This window comes from Caulobacter sp. GW821-FHT11A05, assembly GCF_058809015.1.
This window is the reverse complement of the sequence record NZ_JBXASF010000005.1, coordinates 211267-225872: the sequence shown is the minus strand read 5'-3', so window position 1 is coordinate 225872 and position 14606 is coordinate 211267. Positions and strand designations below refer to the sequence as shown.

19 protein-coding genes are annotated in these 14606 nt (G+C 68.2%); 14 read left to right on the top strand and 5 right to left on the bottom strand.

The window, feature by feature from the left end:
- The first annotated feature begins 15 nt into the window (after positions 1 to 15).
- The 8 genes from AC1RSK_RS09985 to AC1RSK_RS09950 all read left to right on the top strand — a co-directional run bounded on the left by AC1RSK_RS09985 (position 16) and on the right by AC1RSK_RS09950 (position 6531).
- The gene (locus tag AC1RSK_RS09985) at positions 16 to 447 is read left to right on the top strand and encodes an ArsI/CadI family heavy metal resistance metalloenzyme (RefSeq protein WP_492907354.1); all 432 of its coding nucleotides are present in this window, start codon (positions 16 to 18) and stop codon (positions 445 to 447) included.
- A gap of 55 nt (positions 448 to 502) precedes the next feature.
- Complete coding sequence (locus tag AC1RSK_RS09980; protein WP_492907353.1) at positions 503 to 853, top strand: ArsR/SmtB family transcription factor; 351 nt, start codon at positions 503 to 505, stop codon at positions 851 to 853.
- A gap of 4 nt (positions 854 to 857) precedes the next feature.
- Entirely contained in the window at positions 858 to 1523 is a 666-nt protein-coding gene (locus AC1RSK_RS09975; RefSeq protein ID WP_492907352.1) for an aquaporin, read from the top strand.
- The gene (gene arsC / locus AC1RSK_RS09970) at positions 1520 to 1867 is read left to right on the top strand and encodes an arsenate reductase (glutaredoxin) (protein ID WP_492907351.1); all 348 of its coding nucleotides are present in this window, start codon (positions 1520 to 1522) and stop codon (positions 1865 to 1867) included. The genes AC1RSK_RS09975 and arsC overlap by 4 nt, the downstream gene beginning before the upstream one ends.
- 192 nt (positions 1868 to 2059) lie before the next feature.
- Entirely contained in the window at positions 2060 to 3454 is a 1395-nt protein-coding gene (locus AC1RSK_RS09965; protein WP_492907349.1) for a M23 family metallopeptidase, read from the top strand.
- 506 nt (positions 3455 to 3960) lie between these two features.
- Positions 3961 to 5913, top strand: a complete 1953-nt coding sequence (gene rpoD / locus AC1RSK_RS09960) for an RNA polymerase sigma factor RpoD (RefSeq protein WP_492907348.1) — start codon at positions 3961 to 3963, stop codon at positions 5911 to 5913.
- A gap of 73 nt (positions 5914 to 5986) precedes the next feature.
- Positions 5987 to 6244 (top strand): hypothetical protein, encoded by a 258-nt coding sequence (locus tag AC1RSK_RS09955; protein ID WP_492907347.1) that lies wholly within the window; start codon positions 5987 to 5989, stop codon positions 6242 to 6244.
- The gene (locus AC1RSK_RS09950) at positions 6241 to 6531 is read left to right on the top strand and encodes a type II toxin-antitoxin system RelE/ParE family toxin (RefSeq protein ID WP_492907346.1); all 291 of its coding nucleotides are present in this window, start codon (positions 6241 to 6243) and stop codon (positions 6529 to 6531) included. The genes AC1RSK_RS09955 and AC1RSK_RS09950 overlap by 4 nt, the downstream gene beginning before the upstream one ends.
- 1 nt (position 6532) lies before the next feature.
- On the opposite strand, the gene AC1RSK_RS09945 is transcribed toward AC1RSK_RS09950, so the two are convergent.
- Positions 6533 to 6739 carry a hypothetical protein gene (locus AC1RSK_RS09945; RefSeq protein WP_492907345.1) on the bottom strand — a complete coding sequence of 69 codons (207 nt, stop codon included), beginning with the start codon at positions 6737 to 6739 and terminating at the stop codon, positions 6533 to 6535.
- A 140-nt stretch (positions 6740 to 6879) separates the two neighbouring features.
- Between AC1RSK_RS09945 and AC1RSK_RS09940 the strand changes: the two genes are divergently transcribed.
- Together AC1RSK_RS09940 and AC1RSK_RS09935 are read left to right on the top strand one after the other, a co-directional pair.
- Positions 6880 to 7197, top strand: a complete 318-nt coding sequence (locus AC1RSK_RS09940) for an Mpo1-like protein (protein ID WP_492907344.1) — start codon at positions 6880 to 6882, stop codon at positions 7195 to 7197.
- Between the two features lie 55 nt (positions 7198 to 7252).
- A complete protein-coding gene (locus AC1RSK_RS09935) occupies positions 7253 to 7609 on the top strand; it encodes a hypothetical protein (RefSeq protein ID WP_492907343.1) in 357 nt (118 codons plus the stop codon).
- Positions 7610 to 7642: 33 nt separating this feature from the next.
- Here AC1RSK_RS09935 and AC1RSK_RS09930 read toward each other — a convergent pair whose 3' ends face one another.
- The 3 genes from AC1RSK_RS09930 to AC1RSK_RS09920 all read right to left on the bottom strand — a co-directional run bounded on the left by AC1RSK_RS09930 (position 7643) and on the right by AC1RSK_RS09920 (position 9842).
- On the bottom strand, positions 7643 to 8350 hold the full coding sequence (locus tag AC1RSK_RS09930) for a hypothetical protein (protein WP_492907342.1): 708 nt from the start codon (positions 8348 to 8350) through the stop codon (positions 7643 to 7645).
- Positions 8351 to 8450: 100 nt separating this feature from the next.
- A complete protein-coding gene (locus AC1RSK_RS09925; RefSeq protein WP_492907341.1) occupies positions 8451 to 9071 on the bottom strand; it encodes a TIGR02466 family protein in 621 nt (206 codons plus the stop codon).
- Between the two features lie 54 nt (positions 9072 to 9125).
- Entirely contained in the window at positions 9126 to 9842 is a 717-nt protein-coding gene (locus tag AC1RSK_RS09920; protein ID WP_492907340.1) for a hypothetical protein, read from the bottom strand.
- Between the two features lie 235 nt (positions 9843 to 10077).
- Here AC1RSK_RS09920 and AC1RSK_RS09915 point away from each other — a divergent pair, with 235 nt between their 5' ends.
- Both AC1RSK_RS09915 and AC1RSK_RS09910 read left to right on the top strand, forming a co-directional pair.
- A complete protein-coding gene (locus tag AC1RSK_RS09915; protein ID WP_492907339.1) occupies positions 10078 to 11169 on the top strand; it encodes a Zn-dependent alcohol dehydrogenase in 1092 nt (363 codons plus the stop codon).
- A gap of 169 nt (positions 11170 to 11338) precedes the next feature.
- Positions 11339 to 11491, top strand: a complete 153-nt coding sequence (locus AC1RSK_RS09910) for a hypothetical protein (protein ID WP_492907338.1) — start codon at positions 11339 to 11341, stop codon at positions 11489 to 11491.
- Here AC1RSK_RS09910 and dnaG read toward each other — a convergent pair.
- Positions 11488 to 13398 (bottom strand): DNA primase, encoded by a 1911-nt coding sequence (gene dnaG / locus AC1RSK_RS09905; RefSeq protein WP_492907337.1) that lies wholly within the window; start codon positions 13396 to 13398, stop codon positions 11488 to 11490. The two genes, AC1RSK_RS09910 and dnaG, sit on opposite strands and share 4 nt — an antisense overlap.
- 202 nt (positions 13399 to 13600) lie before the next feature.
- On the opposite strand from dnaG, the gene AC1RSK_RS09900 reads away from it, so the two are divergent.
- Together AC1RSK_RS09900 and AC1RSK_RS09895 are read left to right on the top strand one after the other, a co-directional pair.
- Positions 13601 to 14281 (top strand): hypothetical protein, encoded by a 681-nt coding sequence (locus AC1RSK_RS09900; RefSeq protein ID WP_492907336.1) that lies wholly within the window; start codon positions 13601 to 13603, stop codon positions 14279 to 14281.
- A gap of 26 nt (positions 14282 to 14307) precedes the next feature.
- The gene (locus AC1RSK_RS09895) at positions 14308 to 14523 is read left to right on the top strand and encodes an alkylphosphonate utilization protein (protein ID WP_271067983.1); all 216 of its coding nucleotides are present in this window, start codon (positions 14308 to 14310) and stop codon (positions 14521 to 14523) included.
- Positions 14524 to 14606 lie beyond the last annotated feature (83 nt).

Below are 14606 nucleotides of genomic sequence, written 5' to 3'. Positions count from 1 at the left end.
AATATGGAGAGCCCCATGAAACGCCTGCACCTGCACATCGCCGTCGATGACCTCAGCCGGTCGATCGGCTTCTATTCCACCCTGTTCGGCGCCCAGCCGGCGGTGGTGAAGGACGACTACGCCAAGTGGATGCTCGATGATCCGAGCGTGAACTTGGCGATCTCACGGCGCGGCCGGCTGGCCGGCATCGACCACGTCGGGGTCCAGGCGGACAACACCGCCGAACTGGCGCAGATCGCCACCCGCCTGAAGGCGGCCGGCGAAACGACCTTCGACCAGGAAGCCACCACCTGCTGCTACGCCAAGTCGGACAAGAGCTGGGTAGTCGATCCTTCCGGCGTGCGCTGGGAGACCTTCCACACTTTCGGCGAAGCCACTCGCTACGGCGAGGATGAGCCCCGCGACGAGGCGGCCGCCGCCCCAACCGCCGGCGCCTGCTGTGGGTGAAGCGAACAGCGAGTCCGGTCTCGCCGGACTCGCTTCTTTCGGCTATTCCGGAAGCATGGAACAAACCGACGCCGTGTCCGCCCTTTCCGCCCTGGCCCATCCGGGGCGGCTGGCCATCTTTCGGCTGCTGGTCCGGGCCGGGCCGGCGGGCATGGCGGCCGGGGAGATCGGCCGGGCGGCCGGCATGCTGGCCAACACCCTGTCGTCCAACCTCGGCATCCTGACCCAGGCCGGCCTGGCCGCCTCGCGCCGCGATGGCCGCTCGATCATCTACCGCGCCGACTATGAGGCCATGGGATCCCTGCTGGCCTTCCTGATGGAGGACTGTTGCGGCGGGGAGCCGGCCATCTGCGCCCCGGCCATCGCCGCCGCGCAAGGCAGCGCCTGCGCCGCCAAATCCTGCTGAGCCGATGACAAGCACCCGACGCCTGGCCGCCGAGGCCCTGGGAACCGCCCTGCTGCTGGCCGCCGTGGTCGGCTCCGGCGTCATGGCCGAACGCCTGGCCGGCGGAAACGTCGCCCTGGCCCTGCTGGCCAACGCCATCGCCACCGGGGCGGCGCTGGTCGTCCTCATCACCGCCTTCGGCCCGATCTCCGGGGCCCATTTCAACCCCGTCGTGACCCTGGTGATGGCCCTGCGGCGTGAGATCTCGCCCGGGGACGCCCTCTCCTACGTCCTCGTCCAGCTTCTCGGCGCCGTCGCCGGTGTCTGGGTCGCCCACGCCATGTTCGACCTGCCGGTCTGGCAGGTCTCCCAGCATGTCCGGGCCGGCCCGGGCCAGTGGTTCAGCGAGGCGGTCGCCGCCTTCGGGCTGGTGGTCGCCATCCTGGGCGCCGCGCGATGGCGCCCCGATCAGGTGGCGATGATCGTCGGGCTGTACATCACCGCCGCCTACTGGTTCACCGCCTCCACATCGTTCGCCAACCCCGCGGTGACCCTGGCCCGCAGCCTGAGCGACAGCTTCGCCGGCATCGCGCCGGCGTCCGCCCCGGCCTTCATCGCCGCCCAGGTCCTGGGCGCCCTGGCCGCCTGGGCGCTGATGGGCTGGCTGATCCCCAAGGAGAGACCCGCATGACCGTCACCGTCTTCCACAACCCCGCCTGCGGCACCTCGCGCAAGACCCTCGAACTGCTGCGCGAGCGCGGCATCGAACCAACCGTCGTCGAGTACCTGAAGGCCGGCTGGAGCAAGCCTCAGCTGAAGGACCTGCTGACGACCATGGGCGCCTCGGCGAAGGACATACTGCGGGTTCGCGGCACCGAGGCCGAGGCGCTGGGCCTCACCGCGCCGGACGCGGCCGAGGACGACATCCTCGAGGCCATGGTCCGCGATCCCATCCTGGTAAACCGCCCGATCGTCGTCACGCTCAAGGGGGCGGCGCTTTGCCGGCCGCAGGAGAAGGTGCTGGACCTGCTCTGAAAGCCGTCCGCATTCGGCCGTTTGTTAACCTCTAGCGTGACAAATGGACCGAAGCACTGAATATTGCTTGCCTTTCTATGGGCCAACCGGGCAAAAACCGGCCCGTGAATTGCTGGGGGGCGTCTCAGCCGTACCATTCTGAAGCGACAGACCGATCCTTATCGAGAGGCCCGGTCCGCGACGGGGGAATGAATGCAAGAATTTGATCCGCGACGCCCGACCACCCGCATCGCGCCCAAACTGTTTGTCGGCGTCGCCGGCTTTGCCGTCCTGGCCTTGGCCTGGCGCATGGGCGAGCCCGCGCAGACCACCATCACCCCGCCGATGGACCCCGCCGCCTTCGCGGCCCTGCAACACATGGCCTTCGCCCAGGCCGAGGCCCTGCCCGGCTTCAATCGCGGTGAGAGCATCGCCGTCGAGGTCCGCCCCGGCGAGACCCTGGAAGACGCCGTGCAGCGCACCGGGGTCGGCGAGGCCGACGCCCGCGCCGTGATCAAGTCGCTGTCGGGGGTCGTCGACACGGTCAACATCCGCGCCGGCATGGACTTCATCGCCTCCGTCGCCCGGCCCGAGAACAAGCGTGGCCCGGCCCGGCTGATCGGCCTTTCCATGCGCACCGGCCAGGCCAAGACCATCACCGTCTCGCGCACCTTCGACGGCGCCCTGCGCCTGCGCGAAATGGCCGAGGAGGTCCGCGAGGAAACCACTGTCGCCTGCGGCGAGATGAAGGGCAGCTTCCATGAGAGCGCCAGCGTCGTCGGGGCCAACTCGGCCATCGTCAGCCAGGCCGCCAAGCTGTTCAGCCACAAGATCGACTTCAGCCGCGACATCAAGGAAGGCGACGAATTCTGCCTGGTGTTCGACCGTAAGGTCACCGACAGCGGCCGCACCATCGAAGCCGGCGACCTGCAGTACGCCCAGGTGAAGGGCATGAAGTTCTACGGCTTCACCCGCACCGACGGTAAGGTCCAGTTCTTCGACGACCTGGGCAAGAACATCAAATCGGCCCTGCTGCGCACGCCGGTCGACGGGGCCCGCATCACCAGCAAGTTCGGCATGCGCCGCCACCCGATCCTCGGCTACAGCCGCATGCACCAGGGTATCGACTTCGGGGCCGGCAGCGGCACCCCGATCCTGGCGGCCGGCGACGGCACCATCGAGATGGCCGGCCGCTATGGCGGCTACGGCAACTGGGTGAAGATCAAGCACGGTGGCGGCTATTCGACCGGCTACGGCCACATGTCGCGCTACGCCAAGGGCATCCGTCCGGGCGTGCACGTCAGCCAGGGCCAGGTGATCGGCTACGTCGGCTCGACCGGCGCCTCGACCGGCCCGCACCTGCACTACGAGATCTTCTTCAAGAACGCCCGGGTCAATCCGATCGGGGCCAAGGTGCCGACCGGCTCGATCCTCAGCGGCGCCGACGTCGCCCGCTTCAAGGCTTCCAAGGCCCGTCTCGACGGCTTGTTGGCCGCCCAGGGACACGACACCAGCAGCCCGACCAAGAAGCTGGCCACCGCCGACTTCACCGACGCCAAGTCGGCGGGTCTGCGTAAGGCCCAGGGCAACGCTCGGGGTCAGCACTGAGCCCGTCAGGCGGAAGTGGGTACCGGTTCCGCCGCCCGGACGGGCTCACACGCTAAGCCCAGCCTGTGGATGGCGGGCGAATTGCCCTGACATTTCATCCCTCTGCAGGGTTGTTCGCCCCTTGACTCAAGAGGGCCGGACCGCCATTTGCCCGATTGTGGATTTGCACAGGTTGTGACCGACATCGACCGGGCCGCCGTAGCGCGCGCCCTCAGCTCGAAAATGATGTCTTCAGTCGCCGCCCGTCTGGTCCCTGGGAACGCTGAACTTTCGGCCTCAAAGCCGTTGCATAGGCGCCCGGAAAGCCATCGACTCCGACGGGGACATCCTCGCGGGGCGTTTTCGCATGGCGGACCTGGCGCGAAACTTGCGACGTTTTGACACGGCCTTGTGCGGCGCTTGCGGGAACCTTTCGGCCCGGTCGGACCCTGAAAGATCGACGTACAGGAAATTCTTAAGCGGCGCGGCCCACTCCCCGGGTCCTGCGACGCTATCGGAGACATTTGATGAGCAACACCACCGCCGAGCCGCAAGAGCCCGCCGAAGCCCCCACCGCTGACGGCCCGCTGCTCGACCTGACCGATGCTGGGGTCAAGAAGTTCATCAAGCAGGCCAAGGCCCGCGGCTACGTCACCATGGACGAGCTGAACAAGGTGCTGCCCTCGGAAGAGGTCAGCCCCGACGCCATCGAAGACACCCTGGCCATGCTGTCGGAAATGGGCGTCAACGTCGTTGAAGCCGAGGAAGACGCCGGCGAGGGCGAAGGCGGCGCGGTGGCCAACCGCGAAGAGACCTCGATCACCACCGAGGCCGAGACCAAGGCCGCCTACGACCGCACCGACGACCCGGTGCGCATGTACCTGCGCGAGATGGGCAGTGTCGAACTGCTCAGCCGCGAGGGCGAGATCGCCATCGCCAAGCGTATCGAGGCTGGCCGCGACGCCATGATCCGCGGCCTGTGCGAAAGCGCCCTGACCTTCGAAGCCATCATGGTCTGGCGCGAGGAGCTCGGTAGCGGCCGTATCCTGCTGCGCGAGGTCATCGACCTGGAAGGCACCTACGGCGTCATGTTCCCGGCCGCCCCGCCCATCGTCCCGTCGGAAGACGGCGAGGCCGCCGAGCCTGAGGAAAAGGCCGAGGGCGAAGAGAAGGCCGAAGGCGAAGAGGACGACGACGACTTCGACGACGGCGCCGGCCCGACCGTCAGCGCCATGGAAGGCGAACTGCGCGAGAGCGTCATGGAGACGCTGGACGCCATCGCCACCGAGTTCGAGGGCTTCCGTCCGCTGCAGGAAAAGCTGGTCGAGCGCCGGCTGCGCGGTGAGGACCTCACCGAGGCGGACCGCAAGGCCTACCTGGAAGCCTCCAGCGCCATCGTCGGCAAGCTGAAGACCCTGAAGCTGAACAACAATCGCATCGAGGCGCTGGTCGAGCAGCTGTATGCGATCAACAAGCGTCTGATGGCCCTGGAAGGCCGTCTGCTGCGCCTGGCCGACAGCTACGGCATCAGCCGCGGCGAGTTCCTCAAAGCCTACTTCGGCCAGGAGCTGAACCCCAAGTGGCAGGAGACGGTCAAGCTGCTGGGCGTGCGCTGGACCAAGTTCGTCGAGAACGACGTCAATTCGGTCAGCGACATCCGTCAGGAAGTGGCCGCCCTGGCCACCGAGACCGGCGTGCCGATCGACGACTACCGCCGCATCGTCCAGACCGTGCAGAAGGGCGAGCGCGAGGCCCGCCAGGCCAAGAAGGAAATGGTCGAGGCCAACCTGCGCCTCGTGATCTCCATCGCCAAGAAGTACACCAACCGCGGCCTGCAGTTCCTGGACCTGATCCAGGAGGGCAACATCGGCCTGATGAAGGCGGTCGACAAGTTCGAGTACCGCCGCGGCTACAAGTTCTCGACCTACGCCACCTGGTGGATCCGCCAGGCCATCACCCGCTCGATCGCCGACCAGGCGCGGACCATCCGCATCCCGGTCCACATGATCGAGACGATCAACAAGATCGTCCGCACCAGCCGCCAGATGCTGCACGAGATCGGCCGCGAGCCGACCCCGGAAGAGCTGGCCGAAAAGCTGGCCATGCCGCTGGAGAAGGTGCGCAAGGTCCTGAAGATCGCCAAGGAGCCGATCTCGCTCGAAACCCCGATCGGCGACGAGGAAGACAGCCACCTGGGCGACTTCATCGAGGACAAGAACGCCGTCCTGCCGATCGACGCCGCCATCCAGAGCAACCTGCGCGAGACCACCACCCGCGTGCTGGCGTCCCTGACGCCGCGCGAGGAACGCGTCCTGCGGATGCGCTTCGGCATCGGCATGAACACCGACCACACCCTTGAGGAAGTCGGCCAGCAGTTCAGCGTGACGCGCGAACGGATCCGGCAGATCGAGGCCAAAGCGCTGCGGAAGCTGAAGCATCCGTCGCGGAGCCGGAAGCTGCGCAGCTTCCTGGACAGCTAGAGACGAAGACGCCCCGGATGACCTCCGGGGCGTTTTTCTTGACGGCCCAGGCGGACGGGATCAACCTTCGATCATGGCGGACGGCTTCGACATTCACGTGGACAAGGACCGCGCCGAAAAGCTGGCGGAGGCCGCGAAGTCGGCCGGGTTGACGCCCGAGGCTTTCGTTCTGTCACTGGTTGATAGGGCTTTAACGCCTGAGGACGACGGCTGGGGGGAAGATATGGCGCGGCTCGCTGAATATGACCGCACCGGCATTTCCTATTCGGTCGATGAGGTCTTTGACCGGATGGAGGCGAAGATTGAGGCGAAACGGGCTGAGCGCCGTTGATCTATCGTGTTCGAGCGCTACTGGCGGTCGATGCCGATATCGATCGACTGGTAGGCTTTCTGCTCGAACGCGATGTCGCGGCCGCATCAAAAGCCAACGACCTCATCCGACGTGGGATCAGATCACTGGATCAGTTGCCCGGCCGCGGCAGGCCGACCCGTCATCCGGACGTTCGTGAACTGGTGCTGTGGTTCGGGCGGGCGGCGTATGTCGTGCGTTATCGCATTGGTATTGATGAGGTGGTCGTGATGTCGGTCCGCCACAGCTTGGAAAGACCGCCAGAGTAGCTCAAGCCGCCTGCAGGTGGCCCCGCACCCAATCCGCCGCCTCGTCCGACGGGGTGCGCAACTCGGCGCCGGTAATCCCGCATCGCAGTTCCGCGCCGTCCCGCAAAGCCGAGGGCAGGCTCTCGTACAGGGCCCGGGCGGCGGCGGTTTCGGCCAGCCAGAACACCCAGGTGTCCATCATGTGCAGTTCGGTCACGGAAGCGGTCATGGGACTTACGCTTTCACTCCTTTGAGGAGCCCACCCTTGCACGGCAAGTCTGAACATCAGCTGAGCAAGCCGTGCAGGTTCGGCGGTATTCTCAGGGCGATTTCTTGACCGCCGTTCCGGCCCGGCCGATGCTTGCGCCCATGGCCAAGCTTCCCGCCGGCGAGCGCTATCGCACCTTTCACGACTTCTACCCCTTCTACATGACCGAGCACGCCAACCCGGTCAGCCGGCGGCTGCATGTGGTCGGCACGGGACTGGTGATCGCCGCCCTGGTCGCCGGCGTGCTGGTCAATCCCTGGTTCTTCCTCGCCGCCCCGCTGGTCGGCTACGGCTTCGCCTGGGTCGGCCATTTCGTGTTCGAGAAGAACCGACCGGCCACCTTCCAGTACCCGCTGTTCAGCCTGATGGGCGACTTTCGCCTGTTCTTCGAAACCGTCAGCGGCAAGCGCCGCTGGTAGACGCATCGAAGTTCGCCTGTCGGGTGTTATTCTTGCCTGAGTGGAGGAACGCCCCATGCGCAGCCTGATCATCGCCGCCGCCGCCCTGCTGGCCATCGGCGCCAGTTCGACCGTCAACGCCTCGCCGGACTCGGCCACCCATCCCAAGATGGGCGTCATGTGCCTGGATGTCGGCGGCGAGTCCCGTCCGCCGGTCTGTCGCGGCTCGTCCAGCCGTATCGACCAGGGTTACGACATCTGCCTGTGTGAACACGCCCAGCGGGTCGAGACGCCGGTGTGCGGCAAGGGCGAGCGCCCGATCACCGAGAACCGCGCCTACGAACTGGCCCGCAAGGACGCCGCCCGCGACGGCTCTCTGGTCGGCGACCGCTACGAAGGTCGCCAGATGTGCGTGCGGGCCCGCAACGGCTAGGTTGCGAGCCCGACGGACGCGCGGCCATCGCCGCTAGTTGGCCCAGGTGGTGTAGCCCATCTCCAGGGTCTTCACGGAGAGGCCGGTGATGGCGTTCATCCGGAACTGGCTGGTGCGGCCCTGGTTGGTCTTCATGCAGATGTAGCTGCCGACCGGCACGGCGGCGAGCGGCACCCGGGCGGAGGAGTAGCTGGCCACGCGGCAGCCGTCGCGGCCCCGGTTGGAGCGGTCGCCGACGGCGATCTTGGCGCCGTTGATCGGAGTCAGGTAGCGCTCGGACGCGGTCACCGCCTGGAACCACAGGTCGGCCCCGCCACCGCCGCCGACAGCGCCGTTGTCGAAGTTGACCTCATAGGTCTGCGGCACGACCACGCCGCCCGTCGAGAAGGTGATCGGCGGGGCGGGCGGCGGGACCGGCGGCAGGATGATGATCGGCGGGGTGCAGCGGAAACCGGTCGGCCGGGTCGAGCACAGCATGCCGCTCGGAGCGTTGCGCTGGATCGAGCCGGAGTCGCCGTAGACGCACATCAAGGCCCGCTGGCCGCCGATGGTGACAATGCGGGTGTCCGACAGGCTGTTGACCTGCGGCGTGGTCCACCAACCGCCCGGCAGCGGGTCGACTATGGTCCGCCGGGCCTGACTGAGCGGACAGTCGATGTCGGCGGCCGAGGCGGCGCCGGCGGCGGCGCAGACGAGGGCCGCAACCGCGGACCCGGCGAGGTAGGTGATGGTCTTGTTCATGGTAGCCTCCCAAACGGAGCGGTGTTGCTCCATGGGCCCACCATGAATCAGCGCATCTGAACGCCATCTCGGACGACAGCGTTATCCGGCGTTCAGAAAGCTAGCGCCAACCGTAGTTGAAGCTGATCGACACCCGATCGGTCCTGCCCGCATTGACCGGCACCTCGTGTCGCAGCCAGCTTTCCCACATCAGCACCGTACCGGCCTGGGGCGTCACATAGACGAACGGCTGCTGGTCGGCCGGCGCCTCGGCCAGGCGCATCGGCGCGGCCATCATCATCGCCAGCCTGGGGTCCTCCAGCTTCAGCCCCAAGGCGCCGGGCGGCACGTCGACATAGGTGGTGCCGCTGATGACGCTGTGAGGATGGATGTGACCGCTGTGGCCGCCGCCGGGCTTGAGGACATTCACCCAAAGGCTGTCGAGCCGCAGCTTGCCGCCGGCCAGGTCGAGGCCGAGCTCCAGGGCGAAAGCGCGGACGTGGCGGTCCAGCCTGGTCTTCAGGTCGCCAAAGGCGCTGGCCCGCGTCCACAGAGGGCCCGGCGAGGAATAGGAGGTGTAGCCCGGATAGCGGTTGGCCTTCGACCAGGCGCGGCCGGCCTCGTCCTCCGCCGCCATCATGGCGCAGGCGTCGGCCAGGTCCTCGAGAAACGGTTCGAAGCCGCGCTCATCGCTGAGCTCGGCGCGGTACAGGCGGGTGGCGAACAGGCTCTGGCTGGGCATACGGCCGGGTTAGGCCCGGCCGCGCCGCAAGTCAAAACCGTCGTCAGGACAGGATCAATCGGCCTTGGGCCAATCGACGTCGTCCAGCGACCGGTCGCCGTCCACCGGAGCACGGGCGGATGGCCAGCGGGCCGGACCGGCGTCCCGCGCCGGCGACGCGGGCTGGCCGTAGCCGTCCACCTCGGCCGGCTCGTCGATCACCGGGCCACCGGCCAGGTCGTCATCCATGGCCGCCTGATCGACCGGCTCGGGCTCGTCGGCGAAGGCCGGCTCGTCGGGCCCGTAGGCCGCCTCATCGGCGGGCGGCTCGTCGCCGTAGACGGCGTCCACCTCGGGGCCCCTGTCGGCGGCGTCCAAAGGCGGCGGCGCTGCCGGCTCGAAAGCCTCCCGCTCGCGCGGCTCGCCCAGCATCGGTCCCGGCTCACGGCCAGGCGCCCAGGCCAGGTCGGCCCGCTGAGCGGCCTCGCCGCAGCCCTTGGTGTCGGCGACGCGCCAGATGGCCTCCAGTTCGCCCTTCAGCTGCGAAACCTCGCCCTCGGAGCGGCGGACGATCGTCGGCGGCGCCCCGAAGCGGTGGCGGACCAGCATCTCCTGGCGGTCCCAGGCCCGGGCCAGGTCGCCATCGACCGTCTCGGCGGCCTGCATCAGGCCGGCGCAGTCCAGGCCCTGGTAGGCGGTGGCTGGGACGGGCGCGGGCGGAATGTGCTCGGGCGGCGTCACACCCCCCAGGCTGGCCATGGCAAAGGCCAGCATCGTAAACGAGCCGTTCATGAAAACCCCGACATTACAAACGCTTGTCCCTCACCCGCAGTACGCGCCGGGGCCCACTCGCCCGTCAAGAGGCAGCATGGTCGCGCATTGGGCGAACGGCCCCTTAAGCGGTTTTCAGGTCACAGCCCGTCGGCCGCCCCCGGCGCCCGGCGCCCAGATTTCCCCTACGTCCCCCTTCCGCTCGCAGCGGTGAACAGCGATAACGTGCCTCAAACAATCGTTCGGGAGAGCACTCATGAAGGCGGCGGTACTGCGCGAGGTGGGCAAGGCCCTCCTCATCGAGGATGTGTCCATCGGCAAGCCCGGCCCGCACGAGGTGCTGATCCGCACCAAGGCCGCCGGCGTCTGCCACTCCGACCTGCACTTCGTCGAGGGCAAGTACCCCTTCCCGCTGCCCACGGTGCTGGGTCACGAGAGCGCCGGCATCGTCGAGGCGGTCGGCAGCGAGGTCCGCACCTGCAAGCCGGGCGACCACGTCATCACCTGCCTGAGCGCCTACTGCGGCCACTGCAACCACTGCCTGACCGGCCACATGTCGCGCTGCATCAGCCCCGACACCAAGCGCGGCAAGGGCGATGAGCCCCGCATCTTCCGTGAAGACGCCGCCGCCCCGGTGATGAACCAGTTCCTCAACCTCAGCTCGTTCGCCGAGCAGATGCTGATCCACGAGCACGCCTGCGTCGCCATTCGCAAGGACATGCCCTTCGACGTCGCCGCCCTGATCGGCTGCAGCGTCACCACCGGCGTCGGCGCGGTGATCCACACCTCCAACGTCCGTCCGGGCGACACCGTGGCCGTCATCGGCTGCGGCGGCGTCGGCCTGGCGGCGGTCAACGGCGCGGCCATCGCCGGGGCCGGCCGCATCATCGCCATCGACATGCAGGGCTCGAAGCTCAACCTGGCCAAGGAATTCGGGGCCACCGACGTGGTCGACGCCAGCCAGGGCGACCCCGTCGGCCAGGTGCTGGAGATGACCGGCGGCGGCGTGCAGCACAGCTTCGAGGCCATCGGCCTGAAAGCCACCACCGAACAGGCCTTCAAGATGCTGGCCCGCGGCGGCACCGCCAACGTCATCGGCATGATCCCGGTCGGCGTGAACATCGAGCTGCACGGCGCCGACTTCCTGGCCGAGAAGCGCATCCAGGGCAGCCTGATGGGCTCCAACCGCTTCCCGGTCGACATGCCCCGCTTCGTCGACTTCTACATGGCCGGCAAGCTGAAGCTGGACCAGATGATCAGCCGGCGCATCCGCCTCGACCAGGTCAACGAGGCCTTCGAGGAACTCAAGCGCGGCGAACTGGCCCGCTCGGTCATCGTTTTCGACTGATGGTGAACGGCGGCGGCGGCGGGAATTTTCTCGCCGCCGCAAGACGTTGATTTTCCCGGCCTACGACCAGCCCCTACCGTTAATCCCCAAAATCGTCCCCAACTGCCGGGCAACCGTGCGTTTGGCGGCCGCGTTGCAGCCCCTAATATCCGTCGTCAGGGGACGTCACATGGCCGGCCGAGCTCGCAAGTTGAAGACCATCGAGCGCCGCTGGCGCGAGCGCTTCGGCGAACCGCCGTGCCTGCGGACGGATCCGGATTTGATGCTGCGGATCCTCGAGTCCAGCGGCCCCAAGCCGGTTCCGACCAAGGCCAGCGGCTAGTTCAACCAAGGCGCGGCTTCCGCCTCGTCCGACCAGCCACCGCTGTCGACCAGCCGCTTGAGCAGGTCACGCTCGGTCTTCAGCCGCATCAGGGTCGAGGAGTCGTTGTCGCGCTCGAGGTCCTGCTTGGCCCCCTCGACGGCCCGCTCCAGCGTCTCCAGCTTGACCAGCAGGTCGAAGGCCATCGACCACAGCCGCCGGGCCTTGACCGGATCCATGTCGGCGCTCAGGAAGGCCGCCCCCGCCGCCTTGGCGGTGCGGGCCAGCTGCAGGAAGATGTCCTCGCCGAACCCGCGCGCCTCCAGCCGGCGGCGCACCGACACCGCGTCGACCGCGTCGCTCTCGAAGCGGAACTCGACCAGCTCGTCGGCGAGGGCGCTCAGGCGGTCGTCGAGGAAGCCGCGGGCGCTGAGCTGCTCGACCTTGTCGTCCAGCACATGCGGGTCCTGCAACGCCGCATAGGCCAGGGCCGCCGACAGCGGCCGGGGCTGGTTGCGCATGCGGCGGACCTGTTCTGTGGTCTCGGCGTTGGGGCCGATCGGGCCGCCGCCGAACCTGCCGCCCTTCTTGCCGTCCCAGCGCTGCCGGGCCATCACCCGCGCCGCCGCCCCGACCTCGAAGCGCTGCGGCCCGGACGGCATCAGCTGCTCGTAGCGGCCCAGCAGGTCCTCGCGATAGGCCTGGGCCAGGTCGCCATCGGCAATGGTCGCCGCCAGCTTGCGCAGGCGCACCTTCAGGCCGGCCCGGCGCTCGGGCGTGTCCAGCGGCTCCAGGTCGCGCTCGCGGTGGAACAGCTGCTCGACGAAGGGGGTGGTGTCGGTCAGCTGGGCCTTCAGCGCCGCCGGCCCCTGTTCGCGCAGCACGTCGTCGGGGTCCTTGCCGCCGACCACGATGGCGAAGCGGAAGCTCTTGCCCGGCTTGATCAGCGGCAGGGCCCGGTCGATGGCGCTGTTGGCCGCCCGGCGGCCGGCCGCATCGCCGTCGAAGCTGAGGGTCGGCTCGGGGTGCAGCCGCCACAGCACCTCCATCTGGTCCTCGGTCAGGGCGGTGCCCAGCGGGGCGACGGCGGCGATGCCGGCCCGCTGGCAGGCGATGGCGTCCATATAGCCCTCGACCACCACCAGCGGCGCGTCGGCCCCGCCGCTGTGCATCAGCTTGCGGGCCTCGGGCAGGCCATAGAGCAGCCGGCCCTTGTGAAAGAGGCTGGTCTCCGGCCCGTTCAGGTACTTGGCCCGGGCGTTGGGATCGAGCGCCCGGCCGCCGAACGACACCACCCGCCCCCGCGCGTCGGCGATCGGGAAGATGATCCGGTTGCGATAGCGGTCGTAGGGCGCGCCGCCGTCCTCCGGCGCGATCAGCAGGCCGGCCTCGACCAGCTCGCCCGGCTTGGCGCCCTTGGCGATCAGATAGTCCTTCAGCCCCGTGCGGCTCTCCGGCGCGAAGCCGAGCCCGAACCGCTTCCATTCGGTGTCTGGCAGCGCCCGGCGTTCGAGATAGGCCCGCGCCTCGCGCCCGGACGGCCGGCGCAGCTCGCCCTCAAACCAGGCGGCGGCCAGGTCCATCCAGTCGGTCAGGCCCTGGCGCTTCTTCTCCTGCTCGGCCGCCTGCGGGTCCGGGGCCGGCAACGGCACCCCCGCTTCCGAGGCCAGCCGCTCGACGGCCTCCATGAAGCTGAGCCGCTCGGTCTCCTGGAAGAAGCTGATCAGGTCGCCGTGCTTGCCGGAGCTGAAGTCGTGGTAGAAACCCTTGTCATCGTTGACGAAGAAGCTGGGCGACCGCTCCTTGGTGAACGGCGAGAGGCCGACGAACTCACGGCCCTGGCGCTTCAGCTTCACGGTCTTGCCGATCACGTCCGACAGCCGGACGCGACTCTTGATTTCCTCCAGGAAGCGGTCGTCGAAACGCATGGTCCAATTAGATGGGGCCGAGTCGGCTGGAAACCATAAGCGCCGCAACAACCCCCGCCCCTCGCGGACTTGTCCACAGCCACGCCGCCGCAGGCCAGGGCCGGCCAACTCGCCTGTGGAGCCTTCCCGGCTGGCGCCCGTTGCATACCCGTGATCATATTAACCTTCGGGCGTCCCGTCCGGGGGCAAGGGAGTTCGTTCCATGGTTTGGTGGTGGTGGATTCTGCCGGCGGCCTCGGCGCTGCTGGGGGCGATCGTGCTGTTACGCGGTCTGGGCGGTCTCTTCGGCGGACGCTTCGTCGGCGGCCTGTTCGGCACGGCGGTCGGCGGCGGCCTCTTGGCGGCCGGCGCCGTCGTGGCCCTGGCCGGGCTGGACGTGCAGACCTACCAGCGCCTGACCTACGAGCGCCCCGTCGCCACCATCGAGACCCGCCAGCTGGGACCCCAGCTGTTCGAGGCCACCCTGACCACCCCGCCGACCGCCGCCGAGACGGCCCCGGCCGTCAAACGCTACCAGATCCACGGCGACCAATGGCGCATCGAGGCGCGCATGCTGAAATGGAAGTCCTGGGCCAACGTCCTGGGCCTCGACACCCAGTACCGGCTCGACCGGCTGTCCGGCCGCTACGAGACCACCGCCGACGAACTCAGCGCCCCGCGCAGCGTCTACGACCTGGGCCCCGAGCCCGGCAACATCGACCTGTGGACCATGGCCCGCAAGTCGAAGCGCTACGCCCCGATGGTCGACAGCTTCTACGGCGGCGGGGCCTTCATGCCGATGGCCAACAACGCCCGCTACGAGGTCTGGCTGACCCAGGGCGGCCTGGTCGCCCGGCCGATGAACCCGGCGGCCCTTGAGGCCGGCGGCGAGGGCTGGCACTAGGGCGCTCCAACCGGAGGGCTCAAGCCATGGACGTCAGAGACAGCAACGGAACCCTCCTGGCCGATGGCGACAACGTCATCCTGGTCAAGGATCTGAAGGTGAAGGGCTCCGGCGGGGTGACGCTCAAGCGCGGCACGCTGATCAAGGGCATCCGCCTGACGGATGATCCGGCCGAGATCGAATGCCGGGCCGAGAAGGTGCGCGACCTGGTGCTGCGGACGGAGTTCGTGAAGAAGGCTTGACGGGGCGGTGGACCTCCCTCCCCTTCGGGGAGGGCAGACGCGCGGTTACGCGCGTCGGGTGGGGAAGTCGGTCACTGACTTTC